General features: G+C 61.8%; 21 protein-coding genes and 4 pseudogenes. 12 read left to right on the plus strand and 13 right to left on the minus strand.

Features of this window, described 5'->3' with window-relative positions; genetic code table 11:
- The 4 genes and pseudogenes from SB772_RS20950 to SB772_RS20965 form a co-directional block, all read left to right on the plus strand.
- A pseudogene (locus SB772_RS20950) lies at window positions 1-306 on the plus strand (oxalate/formate MFS antiporter); the annotation flags it as partial.
- A gap of 54 nt (window positions 307-360) precedes the next feature.
- Entirely contained in the window at window positions 361-519 is a 159-nt protein-coding gene (locus SB772_RS20955; protein ID WP_410835126.1) for a hypothetical protein, read from the plus strand.
- 73 nt (window positions 520-592) lie between these two features.
- The gene (locus SB772_RS20960) at window positions 593-940 is read left to right on the plus strand and encodes a hypothetical protein (RefSeq protein WP_410835127.1); all 348 of its coding nucleotides are present in this window, start codon (window positions 593-595) and stop codon (window positions 938-940) included.
- A gap of 22 nt (window positions 941-962) precedes the next feature.
- Window positions 963-1,178 (plus strand): annotated as a pseudogene (locus tag SB772_RS20965) (transposase domain-containing protein); the annotation flags it as partial.
- 161 nt (window positions 1,179-1,339) lie between these two features.
- Here SB772_RS20965 and SB772_RS20970 read toward each other — a convergent pair.
- Genes SB772_RS20970 through SB772_RS21005 form a run of 8 tightly spaced genes read right to left on the minus strand, consistent with a single transcriptional unit; the run spans window position 1,340 to window position 9,021 of the window.
- Window positions 1,340-2,326: a fumarylacetoacetate hydrolase family protein gene (locus SB772_RS20970; protein ID WP_410835128.1), complete on the minus strand. Its 987-nt coding sequence runs from the start codon at window positions 2,324-2,326 to the stop codon at window positions 1,340-1,342.
- Window positions 2,323-3,126 (minus strand): cyclase family protein, encoded by an 804-nt coding sequence (locus SB772_RS20975; RefSeq protein ID WP_410835129.1) that lies wholly within the window; start codon window positions 3,124-3,126, stop codon window positions 2,323-2,325. Before SB772_RS20975 ends, SB772_RS20970 begins: the two co-directional genes overlap by 4 nt.
- Window positions 3,123-4,355 carry an MFS transporter gene (locus tag SB772_RS20980; RefSeq protein WP_410835130.1) on the minus strand — a complete coding sequence of 411 codons (1,233 nt, stop codon included), beginning with the start codon at window positions 4,353-4,355 and terminating at the stop codon, window positions 3,123-3,125. Before SB772_RS20980 ends, SB772_RS20975 begins: the two co-directional genes overlap by 4 nt.
- Window positions 4,356-4,368: 13 nt before the next feature.
- Window positions 4,369-5,499, minus strand: coding sequence for an FAD-dependent oxidoreductase (locus SB772_RS20985; protein WP_410835131.1), 1,131 nt, complete (start codon window positions 5,497-5,499; stop codon window positions 4,369-4,371).
- The gene (locus SB772_RS20990) at window positions 5,496-5,897 is read right to left on the minus strand and encodes a Rieske (2Fe-2S) protein (protein WP_410835132.1); all 402 of its coding nucleotides are present in this window, start codon (window positions 5,895-5,897) and stop codon (window positions 5,496-5,498) included. The genes SB772_RS20985 and SB772_RS20990 overlap by 4 nt, the downstream gene beginning before the upstream one ends.
- Window positions 5,898-6,857: a VOC family protein gene (locus SB772_RS20995; protein ID WP_410835133.1), complete on the minus strand. Its 960-nt coding sequence runs from the start codon at window positions 6,855-6,857 to the stop codon at window positions 5,898-5,900.
- A gap of 26 nt (window positions 6,858-6,883) precedes the next feature.
- The gene (locus SB772_RS21000; protein WP_410835134.1) at window positions 6,884-8,065 is read right to left on the minus strand and encodes an alpha/beta hydrolase family protein; all 1,182 of its coding nucleotides are present in this window, start codon (window positions 8,063-8,065) and stop codon (window positions 6,884-6,886) included.
- Between the two features lie 44 nt (window positions 8,066-8,109).
- Window positions 8,110-9,021, minus strand: a complete 912-nt coding sequence (locus tag SB772_RS21005; RefSeq protein ID WP_410835135.1) for a transporter — start codon at window positions 9,019-9,021, stop codon at window positions 8,110-8,112.
- A 225-nt stretch (window positions 9,022-9,246) separates the two neighbouring features.
- Here SB772_RS21005 and SB772_RS21010 point away from each other — a divergent pair, with 225 nt between their 5' ends.
- On the plus strand, window positions 9,247-10,182 hold the full coding sequence (locus SB772_RS21010) for a LysR family transcriptional regulator (RefSeq protein WP_410835136.1): 936 nt from the start codon (window positions 9,247-9,249) through the stop codon (window positions 10,180-10,182).
- Window positions 10,183-10,343: 161 nt separating this feature from the next.
- On the opposite strand, the pseudogene SB772_RS21015 reads toward SB772_RS21010, so the two are convergent.
- Window positions 10,344-10,535, minus strand: a pseudogene (locus SB772_RS21015) (ATP-binding protein); the annotation flags it as partial.
- Between the two features lie 118 nt (window positions 10,536-10,653).
- Here SB772_RS21015 and SB772_RS21020 point away from each other — a divergent pair.
- The 7 genes from SB772_RS21020 to SB772_RS21050 all read left to right on the plus strand — a co-directional run bounded on the left by SB772_RS21020 (window position 10,654) and on the right by SB772_RS21050 (window position 17,366).
- Window positions 10,654-10,986 (plus strand): DUF1488 family protein, encoded by a 333-nt coding sequence (locus SB772_RS21020; protein ID WP_410835137.1) that lies wholly within the window; start codon window positions 10,654-10,656, stop codon window positions 10,984-10,986.
- Window positions 10,987-11,432: 446 nt separating this feature from the next.
- The gene (gene ltrA / locus SB772_RS21025; protein ID WP_410835138.1) at window positions 11,433-12,770 is read left to right on the plus strand and encodes a group II intron reverse transcriptase/maturase; all 1,338 of its coding nucleotides are present in this window, start codon (window positions 11,433-11,435) and stop codon (window positions 12,768-12,770) included.
- Window positions 12,771-13,977: 1,207 nt separating this feature from the next.
- Entirely contained in the window at window positions 13,978-14,256 is a 279-nt protein-coding gene (locus tag SB772_RS21030; RefSeq protein WP_410835139.1) for a hypothetical protein, read from the plus strand.
- Between the two features lie 10 nt (window positions 14,257-14,266).
- Window positions 14,267-14,974 carry a P-loop NTPase gene (locus tag SB772_RS21035; RefSeq protein WP_410835140.1) on the plus strand — a complete coding sequence of 236 codons (708 nt, stop codon included), beginning with the start codon at window positions 14,267-14,269 and terminating at the stop codon, window positions 14,972-14,974.
- Window positions 14,964-16,103 (plus strand): fumarylacetoacetate hydrolase family protein, encoded by a 1,140-nt coding sequence (locus SB772_RS21040; protein ID WP_410835141.1) that lies wholly within the window; start codon window positions 14,964-14,966, stop codon window positions 16,101-16,103. The genes SB772_RS21035 and SB772_RS21040 overlap by 11 nt, the downstream gene beginning before the upstream one ends.
- Window positions 16,104-16,141: 38 nt before the next feature.
- Complete coding sequence (locus SB772_RS21045; RefSeq protein ID WP_410835142.1) at window positions 16,142-16,696, plus strand: VOC family protein; 555 nt, start codon at window positions 16,142-16,144, stop codon at window positions 16,694-16,696.
- Window positions 16,697-16,739: 43 nt separating this feature from the next.
- A complete protein-coding gene (locus SB772_RS21050; RefSeq protein ID WP_410835143.1) occupies window positions 16,740-17,366 on the plus strand; it encodes an isochorismatase family protein in 627 nt (208 codons plus the stop codon).
- A gap of 272 nt (window positions 17,367-17,638) precedes the next feature.
- Here the strand turns inward: SB772_RS21050 and SB772_RS21055 are convergent.
- The 4 genes and pseudogenes from SB772_RS21055 to SB772_RS21070 form a co-directional block, all read right to left on the minus strand.
- Window positions 17,639-17,908: pseudogene (locus tag SB772_RS21055) on the minus strand (IS6 family transposase); the annotation flags it as partial.
- A 293-nt stretch (window positions 17,909-18,201) separates the two neighbouring features.
- Window positions 18,202-18,843 carry a tyrosine-type recombinase/integrase gene (locus SB772_RS21060; protein WP_410835144.1) on the minus strand — a complete coding sequence of 214 codons (642 nt, stop codon included), beginning with the start codon at window positions 18,841-18,843 and terminating at the stop codon, window positions 18,202-18,204.
- Window positions 18,798-19,427: a tyrosine-type recombinase/integrase gene (locus SB772_RS21065; protein ID WP_410835145.1), complete on the minus strand. Its 630-nt coding sequence runs from the start codon at window positions 19,425-19,427 to the stop codon at window positions 18,798-18,800. The genes SB772_RS21060 and SB772_RS21065 overlap by 46 nt, the downstream gene beginning before the upstream one ends.
- Window positions 19,428-19,506: 79 nt before the next feature.
- On the minus strand, window positions 19,507-20,460 hold the full coding sequence (locus SB772_RS21070; protein WP_410835146.1) for a fatty acid desaturase: 954 nt from the start codon (window positions 20,458-20,460) through the stop codon (window positions 19,507-19,509).
- Between the last annotated feature and the right edge of the window lie 87 nt (window positions 20,461-20,547).

Genomic DNA, 20,547 nt, shown 5'->3' on the forward strand with positions numbered 1-20,547 from the left:
CTGTTCGTGCTGCTGTCGGGCGTGGTGTTCTTCGGCTGGGGCGAGATTTTTTCGCTGTTCCCCTCGACGCTGACCGATACCTTCGGCACCCGCCACGCCACCGAGAACTACGGCTGGCTGTATATCTCGCAAGGCATCGGTTCGATCTTCGGCGGCCCGCTGGCGGCGCTGCTGCACCAGCACGCGGGAAGCTGGGTGCCGGTGTTCGCCACGGCGATCACGCTCGACATCGTGACCGCGCTGCTCGCCATTGCCGTGCTCAAGCCGATGCGCCGCCGTTTTCTCGCCACGCCGCGCGGTCTCTGATCAGCCGGCGGCGGCTTGTGCCGGCGCACCATGAATCGTGATCGAGGAGCATGCATGTCAGTTCAGCTCGCATTACGCAACATCCGTAAATCGTTTTCGAACAAACGGGGTTCGGTCGATGTACTCGGCGGTCTCACCTTCGACATCCACGAGCGTGATTTCGTCAGCATCATCGGGCCGTCGGGCTGCGGCAAGACGACGTCTTCAATGTGATCGCGGGGCTGCTCGAGGCCGATAGCGGCGACATCGTCTATCGCGGCAGGCGATGGGCGGCATGCGCTAGCGTGTGCCGCTGATCCGCACGCTGATCAACGATCCCGACATCATCCTGCTCGACGAGCCGTTCCCGGCGCTCGACTATCAAACGCGCCTCTATCTGGAGGGCGTGCTGATGGAAGCGGTCGAGACGTTCCACAAGACCGTGGTGCTGGTCACGCACGATATCGACGAAGCCGTCGCGTTGTCCAAACGCGTCGAGGTGCTCGGCAGCGGCTTCTCGCAGGTGAAGAAGATCTACGACATCGACATTGCCGCGCGTTCGCCGATCGGCGCGCGCAGCGATCCGAACTTCGCGGGCTATTTCCATGCGTTGTGCGGCGAGCTGGATATCCAGACCGAGGTGAGGGCAGCATGACGCAATCCGTTTCCGTCGCATCGTTGAGAAGCAGATCCGTCCCTGGGCGAGGGGAAGGGAAACGGGTTGTTTGCGGGCTCTCCTCGCACCGGCGAACGTGTCGCCACCATCATGAGCCCGATCCGCTCGGCACAACTGAACGGGCACGATTCGCACGTCTATCTAAAGGACGTGCTGACCCGCTTGCCGACACATCGCGCCTGAGATTGACGTGTTGCTTCCTCATCGCTTGAAACCACACGCAAGCGCACTAGCTTGCGCGCGGGCTGGACTGGGGGGCTTCACCGGATACTTATCGTGTGGCTCGCTTACGACAGCAGTTGAGCCGACGTGCGGCGCGTGGGCGCCTTGGTTGAGGCTCCGTTCACGGGCATCTCGCGCATCATGCTTTTTTGCGCCTCAACCGTTTTCCGCACGCTGAACCTTCTGATCGATCGCACCAAATGGCGCTTCGCCCTGTTCGGTAAGCGCGACCAGACGGACGCTGTCGCCGAACCGCATGAAACGCGTGGCCGGCGCGTCGTGCTCGAGTATTTCGATCACGCGCCGTTCCGCAATGCAAGCCGATCCAACGGTGCGATCGGCGTTCGATACGGTTCCCGAACCGATGATCGTCCCGGCGCGAAGACGCCGCGTCTGCGCGGCGTGCGCGATGAGCGTGCCGAAGTCGAAGTTCATCTCGCGGCCTGAAGGATTGCCGAACCACGCGCCGTTCCATTCGACGTGCAGTTGGAGGTGGACACGTCCATCCCGCCAGCCGAGCCCCAACTCGTCGGGCGTAACCGCGACGGGCGCGAAGCTGGTCGAGGGCTTCGCCTGCAGGAAGCCAAAGCCGGTCTTCATTTCGCGGGGCCCGAGTGCGCGCAGGCTCCAGTCGTTCAGTTGCACCAGCAGGCGAATATGAGCTAGCGCGTCGCGCGCGTTGACCGCCATCGGGACCGCGCCGGTAATCACGCCGAATTCGCCTTCGAAGTCGATGCCGTGTGCTTCGTCGGGCAACGGCACGTCGTCGGTCGCGCCGAGGAAATCGTCGCTCGCGCCTTGGTACATCACGGGAATCGTGTCGAAGTCGGGGATCGGCTCGGTATTGAACGCGCGCTCCATCAGCCGCCCATGATTCAGGAACGCCGACGCGTCGCACCATTGCGGGCTGCGCGGCAAGGGCGCGGCACAGGCGCGCGGATCGAAGGCGAAGGCGTCTTCAAGTTGTCCCGCGTTCAATGCTTCGTAGCGCGCCGCGAGGCGCGGGAGGAGGGCGTCCCAGCGTTCGAGCGCATCGAGCAGCAACGGAGCAATATCGTGCGCGCAGACCGCCCGCGTGAGGTCGCGCGACACGATCAGGAGTTCGCCGTCGCGGCAGGCAGTGCGTCGGGTGGCGAACTTCATGCCGCCTCCTCTTCGATGATGGCGACGGCGCGCGTCCAGCCCGCCGACGCTTTGCGGATCTTGTGCGGAAAGCAACTGATCGTGAAACCGTGCGGCGGCAGCGCTTCGAGGTTGTGCAGTTTCTCGAGATGGCAGTAGCCGATTTCGCGGCCCGCCTTGTGACCCTCCCAGATCAGCGACGTGTCGCCGGTTTGCGCGACCTGCCGCGCGGTATGAGCGAAGGGCGCATCCCAGCTCCAGGCATCCGTGCCCGTGAGGCGCACGCCGCGCTCGAGCAGATAGAGCGTCGCTTCGCGCCCCATGCCGCAGCCCGCGCTCACGTAGTCGTTGTGGCCGTAGCGTGAGCCCGCACAAGTATTGACGACGACGATGTCGAGCGGCTCCAGCGTGTGGCCGATACGCGCGAGTTCGGCTTCAACGTCGGCGGCGGTGGCAACGTAGCCATCGGGGAAATGGCGGAAATCGAGCTTCACGCCGCGCTGGAAACACCATTCGAGCGGCACTTCGTCGATCGTGATGGAAGGGCGCGGCTCGCCGAAGCGCGCGTCCATGGTCGAATGAAAATGCCATGGCGCGTCGAGATGGGTGCCGCTGTGCGTCGTGAGCGTGACCCATTCGGCGGCAGCGGCCTCGCCGTCGGGATAGTCCACGGCGCGCGTGCCGGGCAGCATCGCCATGAATTCGGGCAGCGTGTCTGCGTGGGTTTGATAGGTGATCTTCGGCGCGAGCGGCGGCGGATCGGAGAGCACGTCGTTCTCGAGATAGATCGACAGATCGATAAAGCGGCGCACGGGTTTCATGGGTTCTGTCCTGAGGTGTCAAAAGTGGCGATGGAGCGCGGAATGCGCGCGAAGCAGCAGCACGCGAGCGCGCCCACGACGAGCGCCGCGCAGCCCAGGCTGCCATAGCCAAAGTGCTCGACGAGCGCGCCGCCGAGCAGCGGCCCGGCGGCGGCGCCCGCCATCACCATCGCGGGCGTGGCGGCGGCGGCCCGACCGCTCGCGTCCATGCGCGACAGCAGGCCGAATGCGTAGGTGTGGCAGAAGATCATCACGGCAGGAAACAGGGCGGTTGCAATAGCGTAGGGCGAGAAGCCGCTGCCGAGCGTGATCGTGAGTGCGAGCGCCGCCTGCCCGAGCGGTCCCGCGAGCACGACGGCGCGTGCGTTAAGGCGGTGCTGCGTTAGCGCGGCGAGCGGCGCCGGCAGCAGATTGACGAGGCCGAGCGCGATCAGAACCGAGGTGACTGCCGCGAGCCCGAAACCGCGCTCCATGCCCATGCGCGCGACGAAGCTCGCCAGCATCGCTTGCGTGAGCGCCATGCAGCTCACGCCTGCGATCGCGAACCAGACGGGCGCGGCAAGGTGCGGCTTCGCTGGCCTGGCGGGCGCGGCTTGCACGCCGACACTTGCCACGGCCGGGAAAGCCAACGCGCTGATCAGAGCAGCGACCGTCATCACGACGGCGACGATCGAAAAAAAGGCCCGCGGACCATAGGCGGCCACCGCGTGCGGCGTCAAACCGAGAAACGCGATCGAAAACGCACCGAGCGCGAAACCCGCGAACGCGAACAGCCGGTGCGGGTTTGCGCTGCGGCCGATCGTGCCGTGCGTGATGCTCAGGCTGGACCCTGCGGCGAGTCCCGCCAGCAGATGCAGCCCGGCCATCGCGGCATAGGTGGCTGCCAGCCCGGCGCCATAGAAGGAGAGCGCCGCGAGCGCGAAGCCCGCCGTCACAAAGACGCGCGTGGGCAGCAGCCGTGCGGATAGCCGTAACAGCAGCGGCGAGCACACCACGCTACTCATTACCACGCCCACGAGGAACAGGGTGGGGAGGGCGCCGGCGTGTTGCGGGTCAAGCCGCAAGCCGCCAATCAGCGTGGCGACCCACACGGGCAGTGCGACGAGATCCACCATCCCTGCACAGTGGGCAGCCATCAGTGCTGCGAAGGCGGCCCGGCGGTAACTACCGAGCGATTGAACGGGTGTGGGCGTGGTAACGCCCGGCGTGAGCGCGGCCTGATTGTCCATGATCCGCTTCTCCTCAGATCGCGCGCGCGAGATAGTGATGCGTCTCATGCATGATGCGCGCGTGTTCGGCGCGGTCGCCGTTGGCGATTTCGATTTCGCCGAGGCGCCCAGAGTTTTCGACCACGAGCCGGCAGCGTTCGAAGCGACGTGCCTCGAAAGCTGCGAGCGCGTCGGCAGGTGCGGCGTGGTGTGCGAGTTCTTCCGCGAGCACGATGCCGTCCTCGATGCCGATGCCCGCGCCCGACGCCATATGCGGCGTGGTCGCGTGCACGGCGTCGCCCAAGAGCACGATGCGCCCGCGCGACCACGGCCGCTGCATCAGCAGGCTTTCGAGTGGGCGGTAAATCACGCTCGAATCCGCGCCGATCTGCTCGCGCACGGTCCGCAGGACCGGCGCGCCGAAGCCCGCGAGCAGATCGCGCAGCATGTCCGGCGCGGCGGCCGCGTCGACGTAATCGCGCGTCGGGCGGTCCTCAGTCACGAAGAGGTACATCTCGTCGGCGGAGACGGGATTGAGGCCGGCTTTGACCTTGTGACCGAGCCACATCGACGCGCACACGACGTCCTGCGGGCGCGGCAGCACCGCCCGCCAGACGCCCTGGCCGGTGTAGCGCGGCGTGGGCGCATCCGCGAAGGTGGCGGCGCGCACTTTCGAATAGAGGCCGTCCGCGCCGACCACGAGGTCGTAGCGCGCCTTGCTGCCGTCGGTGAGCGTGACGCTCACGTGATTGGCGTGCGCATCGAGCCGCTCGAAGGTGCAGCCGAGCCTGACGTTCACGCCCGCCGCGCGCGTCGCCTGCGCGAGGATCTCGGCGAGCACCGGGCGCATGATCGCGCCACCGCCGGGCACGTCGTCGCCGGCTACGCGTGGGGTTGGCAGCGTGCCGAGCGGCGTGCCGTCCGGCGCGAACAGATTGACGCCGTCGCCCGCATGGCCGCGCGCAAGAAGCGCGTCGAGCACGCCCACGGTGCGCAGCGCGCGCAACGTCGGGCCGCCGATGCTGATGCCCGCGCCATACGAGCGCCAGCCCGCGTCGATCTCGACGAGATCGACCTCGAAGCCGCGTTTCGCGCATTCGATCGCCGTCGTCATGCCGGAAAATCCGCCGCCCACGACGAGTACGCGGCGCATTGGCTGGTTCATGGTGATGTCTCCTGGTGTTGCTGTTTTGTGGTGGGGTCTTGCAGAAACACTCGCCCGTGTTCATCGATGTGCAGCGGCACCGGCGTGAGCCGCTGGCCGAGGCACGGACCCTTCACGCAGACGCCGCTCTCGATGTCGAACAACGCGCCGTGCGCATGGCACACGATGCGCGTCCCGCTTGCGTCGAGCCAGGCGTCCTTGCGCCAGGCCATCGGCGTGTCGCCGTAGTGCGGGCACGCGTCGCGCCACGCGCGCACACCGCTCGCGTGACGCACGACGAACAGCGTCGCGTGGCCCTCGCCGTGCGGGTCGAAGCCGCGCGAACACGGCACCGGCAATGCGTCGAGATCGGTCAGATAGAGCAAGGTCGCGGTCCGGAATCGCGCTTCACGCTGCATTCAACGAGCCGCAGGCGGCGGGCCGCCTGGTGCCCACTTCTCGCGATGCTGGAGCAGGAACAGCTGCGAGGCGTCGGCGCTGATCGGCGCCGCGCGCGCCTGCCACTCGTCGTCGTGCAGATCCATGTCGGCGTCGTATTCGACGTGGCACCCCAACGGGCTGTTGAAGTACCAGAACCAGTTAGAACCGAAACGATGACGTCCCGGTCCCCAGAACGACTGATAACCCTTTTCGACGAAGCGCGTGCCTGCCTGCACGACTTCGCTCGGCCCGCCCATGTGGAACGTGAAATGCTCGCAGCCCTTCATGAACGGCGGCGTCTCGATCAGGAACAACGTATGATGGTCGAGCGTGCCCGCCGGGCGCAAAAACGGTCCGACTCCCGTGAAGCGATCCGTGCAGCGAAAGCCGAGACGCTCGACATAAAACGCTTCGGCGCGCGCTGCGTCCGGCACGAAGTAGACGACATGCGAGAGTGTGCGCGGGGTGAGCACGGCGGCGTCGTTCGAGGCGATTACGTTCGGCGCGCGCTGAGCAGGGGCGCCGGGCGCGTTGATGGCTTCAGCGGCCAGCGAGAGCGGGCGGCGCACACTGATCTGGAAGCCGAGCGCGAAGCCCATGTCGTCGGTGCTTTCGAGCGAGCCGTCGGGGAGTGCGTGGACTTCGCGATCCTTGCGCAGTTCGGTGGCGATCTGGTCGAGCGCGACCGCGTCGGCTATGCCGTAGATCGTCTTGCGCAGCAGGCTGGCGGTGCCCAGCGAGGGCGGCAGGCGCGCGTCGTCGGCAGGGCGGATTTCGATGGCTGTGCCATCCAGCGCCTCGAAGCGTCCGCCTGCGCTCGCGTCCTCGCCGTCGTGGCGGGCGGCGACCGCCAGCAGGCCGTAATCGACGAGATACTGGCTGCACGCGGCGACGTCGTCCACGCCAAAGACTAGACAGTCGGGGCCGATGATGTTCATGCCTGAATTCCTTGAGACTTGCAGAGTTAAAGAGAGTTGAGAGCCGATTGGAGGCGAGTGCGTCCGCCGAGCGCTTCGGCGACCCAATCGGCGATGTAATGGCCGGCGTTGATCGGGTTGTCGAAGCTCGCGTGCTGAGCGCCGCCTTCGCGATCCGTGAAAATCTTCAGTTCGCGACGCGGGCTGTTGACCAGCTGGTCATAGGTGCGCTGCGCCCACGCGAGCGGAATCTGCGTGTCCTTTTCGCCGTGCGTGACGAGGAACGGCACGCGGATGCGATCGAGCACGCCGTCGAGATGCACGTTTTCGGCGATACGCATGAAGTCGTCGATATCCTTCGCACCCCACACCCAGCAGACGTGCTTCCAGTAATGCGGCACGGGAAAATCGCCTTCGCGTTGCAGACGCTTTTTTTGCACGTCACGCCAGTCGTGATTCGCGCCCCACACCACGCCGCACGCAAACCGGGGCTCGAAGGCCACAGCGCGCGGGCAGTAGTAGCCGCCGAGCGAGACGCCTTCCATGCCGATGCGGTGCGGGTCGACATCGTCGCGCGTTTCAAGCCAGTCGACGATGTGGCTCGCCCAGCGCTCACTGTCGTAAAAGGCGGTGAGGCCATGCAGGCGGAGCGCCTCGCCTGTGCCCGGCTGATCGACAATGAGCGAGGACACGCCACGCTGCGCGAGCCACGCAGGCAGGCCGACGAAGTATTTCATCTCCTTGGTTGAATCAAGCCCATTGACCTGCACGAGCAGCGGGGCGCGCGCGGGCGCGTTCTTCGCACGCACATAGAGACCCGCGAGATGACCGTCGCCATACGGAATCTCCACGCGTTCGCAGTCGTCGCCCGCGAGCGCGATGCCTTTCTCAAAGACATCGAGTTCGCGCCGGTACAGTTCCTTGCGACCCGGAGAATCATGCGCGAGCATGCGCTCGCTCGTCAGCAGATAGATGCTCGCGCGCTTGTACTTCGCACCTGCAGAAAGAAGACGGCCGCGTGATTCGTCATCCTGAGCAAGTTCGCTGAGCTTGTCGGCCATGCCGACCCATGTTTCGCGAAACGCGCGCGTGCCTTCCGCGTCGGCTTGCTTCGCGGCTTCCTGGAGCGGCGCGCACATCGCCTCTATCTCGCCGATGCGCGCGCCCATTTCGATCGCGAGATCGATCGAGAGATTCCAGACGTAATTGGTTGGGAAGTAACGGAACATTTCTTCGAGTTTTCCTTGCTGAAGATTGAAGCCGGGGCGGTGCGTTACATCAGCGGGATCGCGATGTTGAGCCAGACGTTATTGCTCTTCGACGTGTTCGCCGCGTAAATGCCTTGCTGGTAGTTCAGATTGATCTTCATGGTGCCTGCGTCGTAGACGATCGACGGGCCGACGCCGAAGCTGCGCGTGCGATCGCCGGATGCCACAGGCGTGCCGTTCTGTCTATCGTTGCTGTACTGATTGAGGTAGGAGCCCACCACGCCGAGCTTCCAGTGCCCGAGATGCCAGCCCGCTTCGACTTCGCCGAGGTAGGCATCGCCCGAGGTGTAGTTCGTCGTCGAGTTGCGCTGGTTGATCAGGAAGCGGTTCGAGAGCCCGATATCGAGGCCGCCAGGCTGGTCGTAGCGCACCGCAAACACGGGTTGCAAGGACGTGTAGCCCACCGCCACGCTCGCCTTCGTTGCGCTGTAAGAGCCGGTTTCGAGCGCAATGTCGAGGCCCGTGGCGAACGACAGCGTGCGCGTCGGCCGCCAGTCGACGATCAGGGGCGACACGGTGATGTTCGACAGTCCGTTCTGTGTCGAATGCTGGCCTGCCACGGTCGTATGCAGCGAAACCACGGGAATCACAAGCTGCGAATAGAAGCGCGCGCCATAGAACTGCAGTGGATACGACGCGAGCAGACGCGTCACCGACGTGGCCACGGACGAATGAAACGGCACGGGAAGTTTCGAACCGTCGTTGCCGTACAGACCGTTGGAAAAGCTGTAATTGAACTGCTGCAACGCGAACAGGCCCGGAAACGGCGGCATGGATGCGATGTTGTCACCAGTGGCGCTCGCAGGGTAGGGCGAGATGCCGCCCTCAAACGCTTGCGCGTGCTGTGCGATAGACATCAAAGTGGTGAACGAAGCCAGCGCGCACGCGCTGCCGATGCGTTTCAGTGTGCCCTGCATAGTGTCTCCTCAGCGAATCCGCGACTCGCTTTGTGATGTTTTTGTGGTGGGTGCGGCTAGGTTAAGATGCGTCGATCTATCTGAGAAATGGATTCGATCCATTCGCCAAATCGATTTGCTGAATACCAAGGGTCAACCCTGGAGGTCGGGCGACCGGCCAGCGATCGCTACGGCGCGCTGAGCTCGTGCGGAGCCTCGCGACAAGAACAATCGGAGACGGGATGTATGCGCTTTAACAAGCTGGATCTCAATCTGCTCGTGGCGCTCGACGCGCTGCTCAGCGAGCGCAGCATCAGCCGCGCGGCGGAGCGTGTGCATTTGAGCCAGTCGGCAATGAGCAACGCGCTTGCGCGGCTGCGTGAGTATTTCAACGATGACCTGCTGGTGCAGGTGGGCCGCAAGATGGAACAGACGCCGCGTGCCGAGGGACTCGCCAATGCCGTGCGCGACGTGCTGGTCCGCATCGAGGCGACGGTGTCGACGCAGCCCGCGTTCGTGCCTGCAGATTCGACACGCGAATTCCGTCTGCTGGTGTCGGACTACACGCTGATGACGCTCATGCCGCACGTCCTCGCGCGTGTGTACGACGCAGCACCGAACATCCGCATCGATCTTCGCCCGCAGGTTGCCCATCCCGAGCGTGCGCTTGAACGGGCCGATGCGGATCTGCTGATCATTCCGCGCGAGTATTGTTCCGATGCGCATCCTGCCGAGACCTTGCTCGACGAACAGTTTTGCTGCGTGTTATGGGATAGGGCAACGCTCGCGAGCACGCCACTTACGCGCGAGTCGTATCTGGATGCGGGCCATATCGTGGTGTTGCCGGGGCAGGGCCAGCCCGCGCTGGAGGACTGGTTCGTTCAGCGCCTGGGCGTCTCGCGACGCGTGGAGGTGACGACCTACAGCTTCGCGGCTTCCCCACAACTCGTCGTGGGAACACAGCGCATTGCCAGGGTACATCGCAGGCTCGCGACACTCGCGCAGCGCCGCGATCCCATCGTAATTCGCGACGTGCCGTTGCCGATGCCGGCAATGCACCAGACGGTTCAGTGGCATAAACATCGCACGGCGGATGCCGGGTTGGCCTGGTTGCGCGAGCAGTTGCGGTTGGCGGTCATTACGATGGACGATATTGCGTCTTGTGGCGCGCACCCACAGTGAACAGCGCTCGCGGATGATGGCGATCACCCGTGCCCGCATATTCATCCACAATCACCGGTTGCCCGGTTTGCCGTGGCGGGCCGAAACGAGACCAGCGGCACCCGATGCCTCGAAGCGGCGCCTGAGACCGCGAAACCTGTCACTCACTGAGTCCCAGCTGTTCAGCGGTGCGCACGCTGGACAGCGTCAAGCAGCACGGCCGCCCGAGTGCTTTGTTTGTCGCTAGCCTTACGACGACGATAGCTTTTGACGTTCAGCTCGAAGATCGTCGAATGCTGTACGAGCCGGTCAATGGCGGCCACTGTCATGCCCGGGTCAGGGAACACGTCATTCCAGCCGGAGAATGGCTGGTTGAGTGAGGGTGAATCGTTGCGTCATTGACGATCGTGCTGCTTTCAACTTCTGGTAAATTTATCGCTTAGCGGCGCAGTACAAATACAAAGACCGCGAATGATATTGTCGAGGTATGTCATGGAGGTTCTTGATCGCGCGCCCGCCGTCTCGTCGGACGGACGCGCTGTGGTTTTCGTGCTGTCGATCCGCGGGCGCGAGGTCGAAGGCGTGGTTGCACGCGACGTACTCGAAGAACACTTCTGGCTGCCACGCGACGCAGACGCCAGGCGCACACTCAGGACGTTCAAAAACGGCCGCAACCGCATTGTCGCGGTCGCCCAAAGAAAATTTACTGGCGCGGCCCGACGAACCGTTGCGGCTGACCGTCAACGACTTCCTGACCCGCTAACCGATCGTTGGCGTGCGAGGACGGGGACGTCGGTCAGCCACCATACCGCGTCAGCGGTTTAGTGTACGCCCGTGATGGCGTGCCATTTGCAGGGTGCAAGTCCCTGCCGGAGTTGGCCACAGCTCCGTAGCCGAAGGTAACTGCGTCGTCGTGAGGCGGGGTGGGGAGTAACCGGAAGCGAACTGTCGGTCCGTAGGTTAACGAACCTGTTTCGGCGGGGTATGGCGGCGAGCCTGCACTAAAGTGGCGAAGCCTGGAAGTAACACAGCACGCTGTCGTGGCGGACAAAGCGGTGCGGTGGCGTACCACGTGGTTGAGGACGGAACGATGGGACGGTGGCACGAAGCAAGCGGGGAGACCTGCCGGCGAGGTGAACGCTGGCAGGAGTCAGAGTCCCGATAGTACTGCACACGGAAGAGTCGAGCCGTGGAGACCTGCGTCAGAGCAAAAGGCGCACTAGGGAAGCGGGGCAGGAAAGTTGATAGCAAAAGACCGGAAGGAAGCAGAGATGAAGATCGAAGCATCGCCAGTGTCGGAAACGACTAGACGAGATGCAGACGCGCTGGGAAGCTGCGTGCAGCGGAAATTCGCGTCAGCTTCAATCTGGACGGACGCTATGTTGGCTGCTCTACGAAACGGAGTTAAAGGAGGTAAGTGGCACAGTCTGATTGACAAGGTGTTTCGCCTGGACACGCTCGCGCTGGGGTGGGCTCAGGTCGAGAAGAACGCCGGGGCGGCGGGAGTGGACCGCATGAGCGTGAAGCGATTCGCGCAAGCGCGGGACCGCTACCTTGCTGAACTGGCGCAAGCATTGCAGGATGGTAGCTATCGCCCGCAGCCGGTGCGGCGCGTCTACATACCAAAAGGTAAAGGACGTCGTCCGCTCGGTATACCCGCTGTAAAGGATCGCGTCGTTCAGGCGGCCCTGAAGCTGGTAATCGAGCCGATCTTTGAGCATGAGTTCGAGCCGAGAAGCTACGGCTTTCGCCCGGGCTTGGGTTGCAAGGATGCGCTGCGCGAAGTGGACCGGCATGTGAAAGCGGGCTACTGCTGGGTGGTCGATGCCGACCTGCAAAGCTATTTTGACTCGATTCCACACTCACCTCTTCTTGCGAGAGTGGCAGGGCGAATCTCGGACGGCCGGGTTCTGGAACTCATCCAGTACTTTCTCAAGCAAGACATCATGGAAGACATGACGCGCTGGACGCCGACTTCCGGCAGTCCTCAAGGGGCGGTTGTCAGCCCCTTGTTGGCAAATCTGTACCTGCACGAGCTTGACGTGGAAATGCGACAGGCAGGGCTGGTCATGGTGCGCTACGCGGATGACGCCGTGGTGTTATGCCGTACACGTGAGGAAGCGGAAGCTGCGCTCACTCGCATGCGGGCTTGGGTGGATGCGAACGGCTTGACACTGCATCCCGACAAAACCCACGTTGGGGATTGTCGGCTGGAGGGTCATGGGTTCGAGTTTCTGGGCTACCGGTTCGAGGAGGGACAACGTTGGGTGCGCAAGAAGAGTCTCATCGGGCTGCGGGATAAAATCCGGGCCCTGACCAGGCGTAACCGGGGTGACTCGATCGAGGACACCATTGCCTCGATCAATCCACTCCTGCGTGGCTGGTTCGGCTATTTCCAGCATGCCCATCGATACACCTTCTCGTCCGTCGATGGCTTTGTTCGTCGCCGTCTGCGAGCGATCCTGCGCCGACAGCTTCATCGTCCGGGTCAGGGTCGATGCCTTCGCGATCATACGCGGTGGCCAAATGCCTTCTTCGCTGATCTTGGGCTGTTCACGATGTCCGAGGCCCTTCGATTGGCGCGCCAATCCCGATGTGGAAACAACTGACTGGAGAGCCCGTCGCGGGAAAACTGCACACCGGGTTCGGAGGGAGGGGACGGCGATCGCCGTTTCCTACCCCTATTCAATTCCTTTTATGCAAAATCCCCAAATGGCAGAACAGTGACGAGTTCTCAGCCTCTCAATTCCGCTGCAGGCGGCGAGCTATTCTGGTGACCTCGAACACAGCTCACCATTCTCGCTGATCTGAACGATCACATTACCGGATTATGCAACAGCATCCTGATCAACACGCGAGCGCTTGGTAGCAAGCGCAAGGTTACTAAGGCCACGACCATGTTTATCTAGTGGAGGTGCGTTGCACATGGCGCCCAAAACCGGCGGTAGCCTATCCTGCCATCACTTTTCGAATGTTGTATTTCGGCCGTGGAGTTTGGCATTTTCCGCGAGGTTGATCTGCTGAGTCTGAGAGGTCACCCGCGCGATTCCGTTGGTTCTGTGCAGACAGTTTGTTAGCGTGTCCAGTCGATTCGGATTAGTACATCTCGTGAGGTCGAGGGATTGGCAGTGGCAGTCTGAGGGCTCTGAGCTCGCAGTTTGCGAGGTCATCCGGGCGAATTTGCACAGGGCAATACTGCAGGTCGCGCTGGTGTGTCGCTTCAGTCTGACGGGTTCCCGCCATATGTCGGCTAGCTCACGTTTGCCGATTTGTGATGTGGGCGCAAGCGGTCGGCAGAGCTACTAGATCAAGTCTGCCGGTATGGTCGCTTGAGTCTTGCAGGCGCTGCGTTTGCGGGATTGCTCACTACGTGATTCACGTTCCGGGGGTGAAGTGCGTGCGGCCGCGCGCCGCTGTGCGGCAGTTTGATACCTCATTCACCAAGGTCTGCGATGTGCCCTCTTGAAGGTTGTTGACTCGAGCAGTGCGTCAAAAAACATTTCTGTGTTCCGTCTGTTTCCTGCGTATTCCGACTGATTCCGATCGTGTAATTTCATCGCCGGAAGGGGTATTGACGGGGCGTTTCGTGATTCGCATGATGGTCCCGATGGCGACGCATGGGAGCGAATCATGCCGGGTGGAAAGAGCTACACACGGGCGCGGTGGGATGAGTTTGTCCATGCCCTTGAGGCATTACCGGAAAAACCCCGGAATTAACAACGCGTCACGGTCAGCGATGCGATAAAAGAGCTTCGGGCGCATATCACTGCCACCCAGGCAAAAGGCTATACGCTCGAGGAAATTGTTCAGGAGGCTGTGCATAAGGGGCTTGATGTGAGTATTGGCGCAGCCAAATATGCGCTGTATCGTCCAGCATCGTCTGACGCGGCTTCCAGAAAAGCCAATCCACAGGGAACGCGCGAGGCCGAGCATTTGTCCCGCCCGAAGCAGGCTGCAAAGCGAAAGGGCGCGCGCGTGAGCGACGCACATGACATCAAACGACGACAAAGTGGAAGGGGCGTAAACCAGCCGGGATCAATGGAGATTCAGGACGCGTTCTCGTTTGAAATCCGGCCTGATATCGAAAACCTTTAGGAGATTGATCATGGATACGACTCACCCGATTTATCTTGTCGGCGGCAGTAAGGGCGGCGTTGGAAAAAGCATGGTGACGCTTGCCCTGGCAGATTATTTGCAGCGACGGGATATCCATGCGGTGCTGCTGGAAACCGATACGTCGAATCCTGATGTCATGAAAGCGCTCAGGGACGAAATCAGGTGCGCCGCCTATGATCTCGACGATGCAGATGGCTGGATCGGATTCGTCAACTTCTGCGATACACACCGGGACGCGGCAGTGATCGTTAACACCGCAGCACGCAATCAGACAGGGGATACCCGATACGGCGGGACGCTGGCCCGAACGCTGGATGAACTGGATCGGCAACTTGTCGTGCTATGGGTGATCAACCGGCAGCGCGATAGCCTTGAGTTGCTGCATATTTTCGGGCAGACGTTTCCGGATACCCTGACGCATGTTGTTCGCAACGGCTACTTCGGTGCGCCGGACAAATTCACGCTGTATCAGGAATCACAGCTTCGCAAAGCTATCGAGACGAAAGGGCGCTCGCTCGACTTTCCTGATCTGGCGGATCGGGTTGCAGACGAACTGCGCAGTCAGCGCATTTCCATCCGCAGGGCGGCAGAAATGATGCACATAGGAGAGCGGGCGGAACTGTTGCGTTGGCGGGCGCTGTGCGATGCCATGTTCTCGAAGGTGATCAGCGCCGACGGGGCGACACGTGAGCAATAGGCGGTCGCAGTCGGTCGATCCGCTTATCCGCCTGTTTCGCGAGGTGTGCGGCGATGTTCCGGACTTGGCCAGTCTTGCACGCATGCATCGGGTGTCGAGCGCGCTGAACCTGCGTGACAACGACGCGCCATGGTCGATGATCACTGTGCTCGAATACTATGCGCGCCTGTATGAAGCCATGCCGGAGCGTATCCGGTGGGCGAGCGAGGGGAGTCTCGAGGCCGCACGCCGGGAGGTCGGCGGCGCAACCGATGCGCTGATGCAGCAGCATCGGGATGCGCTGGAGCGATGCAAGGCGACGAGCCAGTTGGCGGAGACCCTGACGCAAGGCGCGTTGCCTATCGATTGGAGCGAAGTTGGACCGCCTCTGCCGCGTGCCTATCAGTACCTTGACGGCGCAGCCTATGTCAGTCACATCAAGCGCAACCGTGCTGCTCGGAAGGAAGCGCTTTCGGACGATCTGATGGAGAAGCCGCTGGTCTATCAGGGGATTTCGCATGGCTTTTTCGGCTGGGACGATGACATTCCGCTGCCCTCGGATGCATTAGGTATTGATTTCGAAGCGGAGATCGCCGCGGTGACCGGGGACGTTCCCATGGGCGTGACGCCACAGGAAGCGTGTTCGTACATCCGGCTATTCGTGCTGCTCAATGACGTGTCGTTGCGCGCGCTGATTCCCGGCGAACTGAAGCGGACTTTCGGTTTCCTGACCGGCAAGCCCGCCTCGAGCCTCGGCCCCATTGCCGTGACACCGGACGAGCTTGGCGAGCTTTGGCACGACGGTCTCGTGGGAGGGCAGATGCTGTGCTCGGTGCGCGGTGAAGCGGTTGGCCGTATCGATACCGGTATCGACACGCCGTTTCACTACGGCGATCTGATCGCCCACGTGGCGCAAACGCGGGCGTTCGAGCCAGGCACCATCGTCGGACTTGGCACCGTGTCGAACGAGGATGAGTCGGCCGGGTGCGCTTGCATTGGCGAGATCCGGGCGCTCGAAACATTGCGCGACGGCAAGCCATCCACGCCTTTCTTCAGCTTCGGCGACCGCGTGCGTATCGAGCATGTGGGTCACGACGACCAGTCTGTTTTTGGCTATATCGACCAGCGGTTCGTGCCGGCGACACGATAGGGTTTGCCCGATTGGCGTACCGCAAAGGAGAACATACGATGCTTTGCAAGGGTTTGCATAATGCAGCGTTTCGTTGCCGGGACGCGCGCGAGACAGCTGACTTCTATACAGAAGTGCTCGGCCTGAAGTTTATTCATGCGATGGGCGAGGATCATGTGCCCTCGACGGGTATCTATAGCCCGCATATTCATATCTTCTTCGAAATGGAGGATGGCGCCTGCATCGCGTTCTTCGAGTTGCCGGCCGACGAGGGGGAGGCGTCAGGTAGAGACTCCGGAACGCCGGACTGGGTGCAACATTTTGCTTTTCGCGTGGCAGACAAGGAGACGGTTGAGCGAGCCAGGGAATCGCTGATGGCGCGCGGTATCCCGGTTGTCGGCCCGACCAACCATGACGACTTCCTGTACTCGATCTACTTCTTCGACCCATCCGGGCACCGCCTCGAGCTAACGGCTGTGACCGCCACCGCAGAGCAGGATGCGCAATTCCGCGGCGAGGCCATGGAGGTCCTGCATCTGTGGGAAAAGACGCACGACTGGTCGCAGCGCGCGACGTTGTTTGGCGGCGCGACAGGCTATCGGCGCGGGCGCTGAATCGGAAGCCAACGCAGCTAACTCATCGAAAGGAGATACAGCTATGAACGCCAATCCGTCGCAGTTCCTTGAACGCCTGACTCGTGACAATGCGGCTCTGCTGCTCGTCGATCACCAGGTCGGGTTGTACAGCGGTGTGCGCGACATCGATACCCTGGAACTCACGCACAACGTCGTTGGACTCACGAAGGCCGCGCTCGCGCTCAAGGTACCGGTGGTCGTCACGACCACCACGGAAAACATGTGGGGGCCAATGATTCCGGAGTTGACCGAGGCGCTTCCCGGAGTCGAGCGCATCGAGCGAACGACGGTCAACGCCTGGGACGAACCGCGCGTGGTCGCGGCGGTGAAGGCCACGGGGCGCAGGAAATTGATCATCACGGGTATTTCGACCGATGTCTGCCTCGCGTTCCCGTCCATTGCGGCCATCGCGGATGGCTATTCGAGCTATGCGGTTATTGACGCGTCAGGCGGTTTCAGCCGGACGCAGGTCGACATGGGAATTCGTCGCATGGAGCAGGCGGGCGTGATTCCGGTTGGTTACTCGAACGTCGCCGTCGAGATGCTTGCCGACAACGCGGCGCCGGAGGCGCGGGCCGTGTACGCTGCATTAGGCATTCCCTTTGCGGGCCTGGTCTATGGGTTGAAGCAATATTTTTCGAATAACTAATCAATACGCGCCGAAGGTCGCCCAAATTCATCCATGAGGAAACCAAGAGAAGCACGGATCTTCGGCGCGACGTGCTGCCTCGACGGATGGATCGCGTAGAGCGTGGTTTCCACTGTGCTCCAGTCTTCCAGCACCGCTTGCAGCCGTCCTTCCCTCAAGTCGTCTTCGACATAGGGGTAGGGGATCAGCCTACACCGAAACCCGCACGCAGCTCGTCACGGCACTGTCAACTTGCGGGACTTCGTCGATATTGATGCATAAGGCGCTGTGGCTCAGAAAGCGTTCGACGGAGTTTGGGTGACGTTGGTAAATTCACGCCGTGCGGCGAACCGGGTCGCGAGGTGTTTGCGATAGAGGGAAGCGCGCAGCAGATGTCGTTTTAGTGCGAAGTGCTGCCGGATCGGACCGAAGCTCGACAGGAATGCCTGCGTGCGCTTCGGATCGCGAAAGCCTCGCATGCGCCGCTCGCGCTCCCGCGTGGGTTGATGGCTGTTTTCTGCGCGGTTGTTGACACGGGCCGCAGCCTTGACGAACATGTTACGCGAAAACCCCGCCAACGTGACAGCGCCGTGAGAGCGTGAGGGTGCAATTCCCTTGCGCTACTCGACGATTCGACACTAACCCTCAATGAGCGAGCGTCATGGGGCGCATTTTTGTTGTCTCGCGGCTACCCAGTTTTCGTCGTATGAGTGGGGCGTTAGCTAGAGCATGGCTGGGCAGGGAGATGAAACTCGGCAGCGCATGCCAAGCAAGTATTGGAGTCTTCTGACCCTCCAACGGTCTAAAGAAGCGAGGCGCAGAGATGGATGAGGTGCAAGCAACTTGCTACACAGAATCAACCGTCTATGCGCTGCAGATAGTCTCCCCAATCCTGCATCATCCTCTGTCTCTCAGGAAGAAATTCGGCCTTGTTATACGCGCGACTTACGCGATTTCTCTCGACGTGAGCTAACTGCCGTTCAATCGCCATTGGGGCGAATCCCTCTTCGTGCGCCCATGTGCTAAATGTACCTCGAGCGCCGTGTGCTCTGAACAGACGTTCCTGATTGAATCCAGCACGGACCAAGGCCGCATTGATGGTAGCTGCCATAGGGCGCGATTTGTCTCGGACGTTAGGGAATAGGCAGTCGTCAGCGCCCTTAGCTTGTGTAATTTGCCGAACGTTTTTCAAGACCTCAATTGCTTGGGCGCTCAGCGGCACGATATGTGGATGTCCCATCTTCATGCGTTCGCCGGGAATGGCCCATATCGCTGATTCCAAGTTGAGCTCCCTCCACGTCGCACCTCGTAACGCGACAGTACGCACCGAGGTGAGCAACAGCAGACGCATTGCCAATCGGGTGAGCGGAGTTCCCGCAACCGAGAGCGCAACCAGCAAGTGCTTGAGTTTATTAGCTTGCAGTGCCCGATTGTGGCGCGTAGGCGGCAGCGTCACCACATCCGATGGTTTGAGCGCTGTGACAGGATTCGCGTCCACTCGCCCGCTAATAATCGCTCGCCCGAATATCGCATCAAGATGTTGACGCAGACGTATTGCGATATGGGGGCACCCTCGGCCTTGCGTTCATCGCCTGAAAGAGCTTTGCGCTTTGCAATCGACTGCAGCAGGTCATAGATATGTGCCACCTTGATGTCACGGACCGGCATGGTGCCAAGTGGCGAACTCTTCACGTAGCGTGTGAGGAAACGCGTGGCTTGACTGTGATAGTAGGCAGTCCAGTTTCCGCGGTTGTCGTTCAGCCATTCCTCACAGATAGGCCAAAGCGTGTTCTTGCGATGGGCGATGGTCTCTTGCTGGAGTCGCCTTTCATGAGCCTTGGGATGGATGCCGGCCCCGACCAGCTTGGCAGCATTGCCTCGCAATTCTCGTGCGTCATGAAGCGATAGATCGGGGAAGCGCCCGAGAGTGTACGTGCAAGCCTTGCCGTCCAGTCGGTAGTCGAATTTCCACGTCTTCGTACCCGTGATCGATACGTATAAATACATCGAATCGCGGTCGGTCAGCTTATAGGGCTTGGCTTGTGGTTTCGCGTTCAGCAGGAGCTGATAGGTGAGCTTCATGGCGAGTTCAGTCACGGACAACTACCACGAATTTTACCTGCAATTTACCTGCAAAACCGACGGATGCTGGCGGATTTCCTCAGAAGCGATCGGAGCTAACGCCAGCCACCGGATGCGCCACCGCAGTGAGTCCATATCGCCTGAACCATTCGCTGTAACCCTTGACTAGAAAGCCTCCGGAGCGTTCAACATATTGTTGGCGGGACGTCTCATAGACCTCCCGCAGCGCAAACCACGGCACGTGCGGCAAGTCATGATGCACCAGATGATAGTTGTTGTTCTGGAACAGCAGCCGCCAGAACCACGCCGCCTCATTGATCACGGTGCGATGCGCGTGAGCCTGCGCCGCGCGATGTTCCTGAAACGAGCGGATCGAGCCCAGCGCCAGCGAGCCATAACCCACACCGGCAATGAACAGCCACTCAGGTATCCCGCAAGCATGTTGGAGCCATATCGTCAGCGCGGCCAGCGCAGCGAAGTGAGCAAGCCACGCCGGTGCGTCGCGCCAATCGCCTCGTTTGATTTTCGCCAATGCATCTATGCCGGTTGCCGCAATCGCGAACGCCGGCCCGACCAGCAGGCGGCCGATAAACGTATTGCGGAATGTCAGCAGCGCACGAATCGGCCGGCCCGCACGAGCCCACACCCTGTGGCTCACAAAGTAACTTTCAGGGTCGTGCCCGGGGCGCGTCAGCTGCGGATCGTCGTGATGCTGAAGATGCGAGTCGCGATAGATGCGATACGGAAACCATACCGCCAGCGGCGCGAAACCCAGCAGTGCGTTAATGTGCGGCGAGCGGGTCGGATGGCCGTGCATCAGTTCGTGTTGCAGGGACATGTACCACGCGCCCAGCAGCGCCAGCAGTGTGGTGGTCAGAGGCAAGCCGAGATCGCGCGCATGCGTCGCGACGCCGAACCATCCTCCATAGATTGTCACGAGCAGCGCCCACGTCGGCCACTGGGTGCGCCATGTCCAGCTCGCGGCGAGCCGGGCGAGCGCTTTGCGTTGAGTATCGTCGAGATAAATCGCCATCGGTTGGATCGGTCGGAATGCACGGTCAGGCCGATCCTACGGAGCAATCCGCTGCGCCAAAACCATTTTGTTCAGCAATGCATCGGC

The organism is Paraburkholderia sp. SIMBA_030 (assembly GCF_046535245.1).
Classification (GTDB): Bacteria; Pseudomonadota; Gammaproteobacteria; order Burkholderiales; family Burkholderiaceae; genus Paraburkholderia.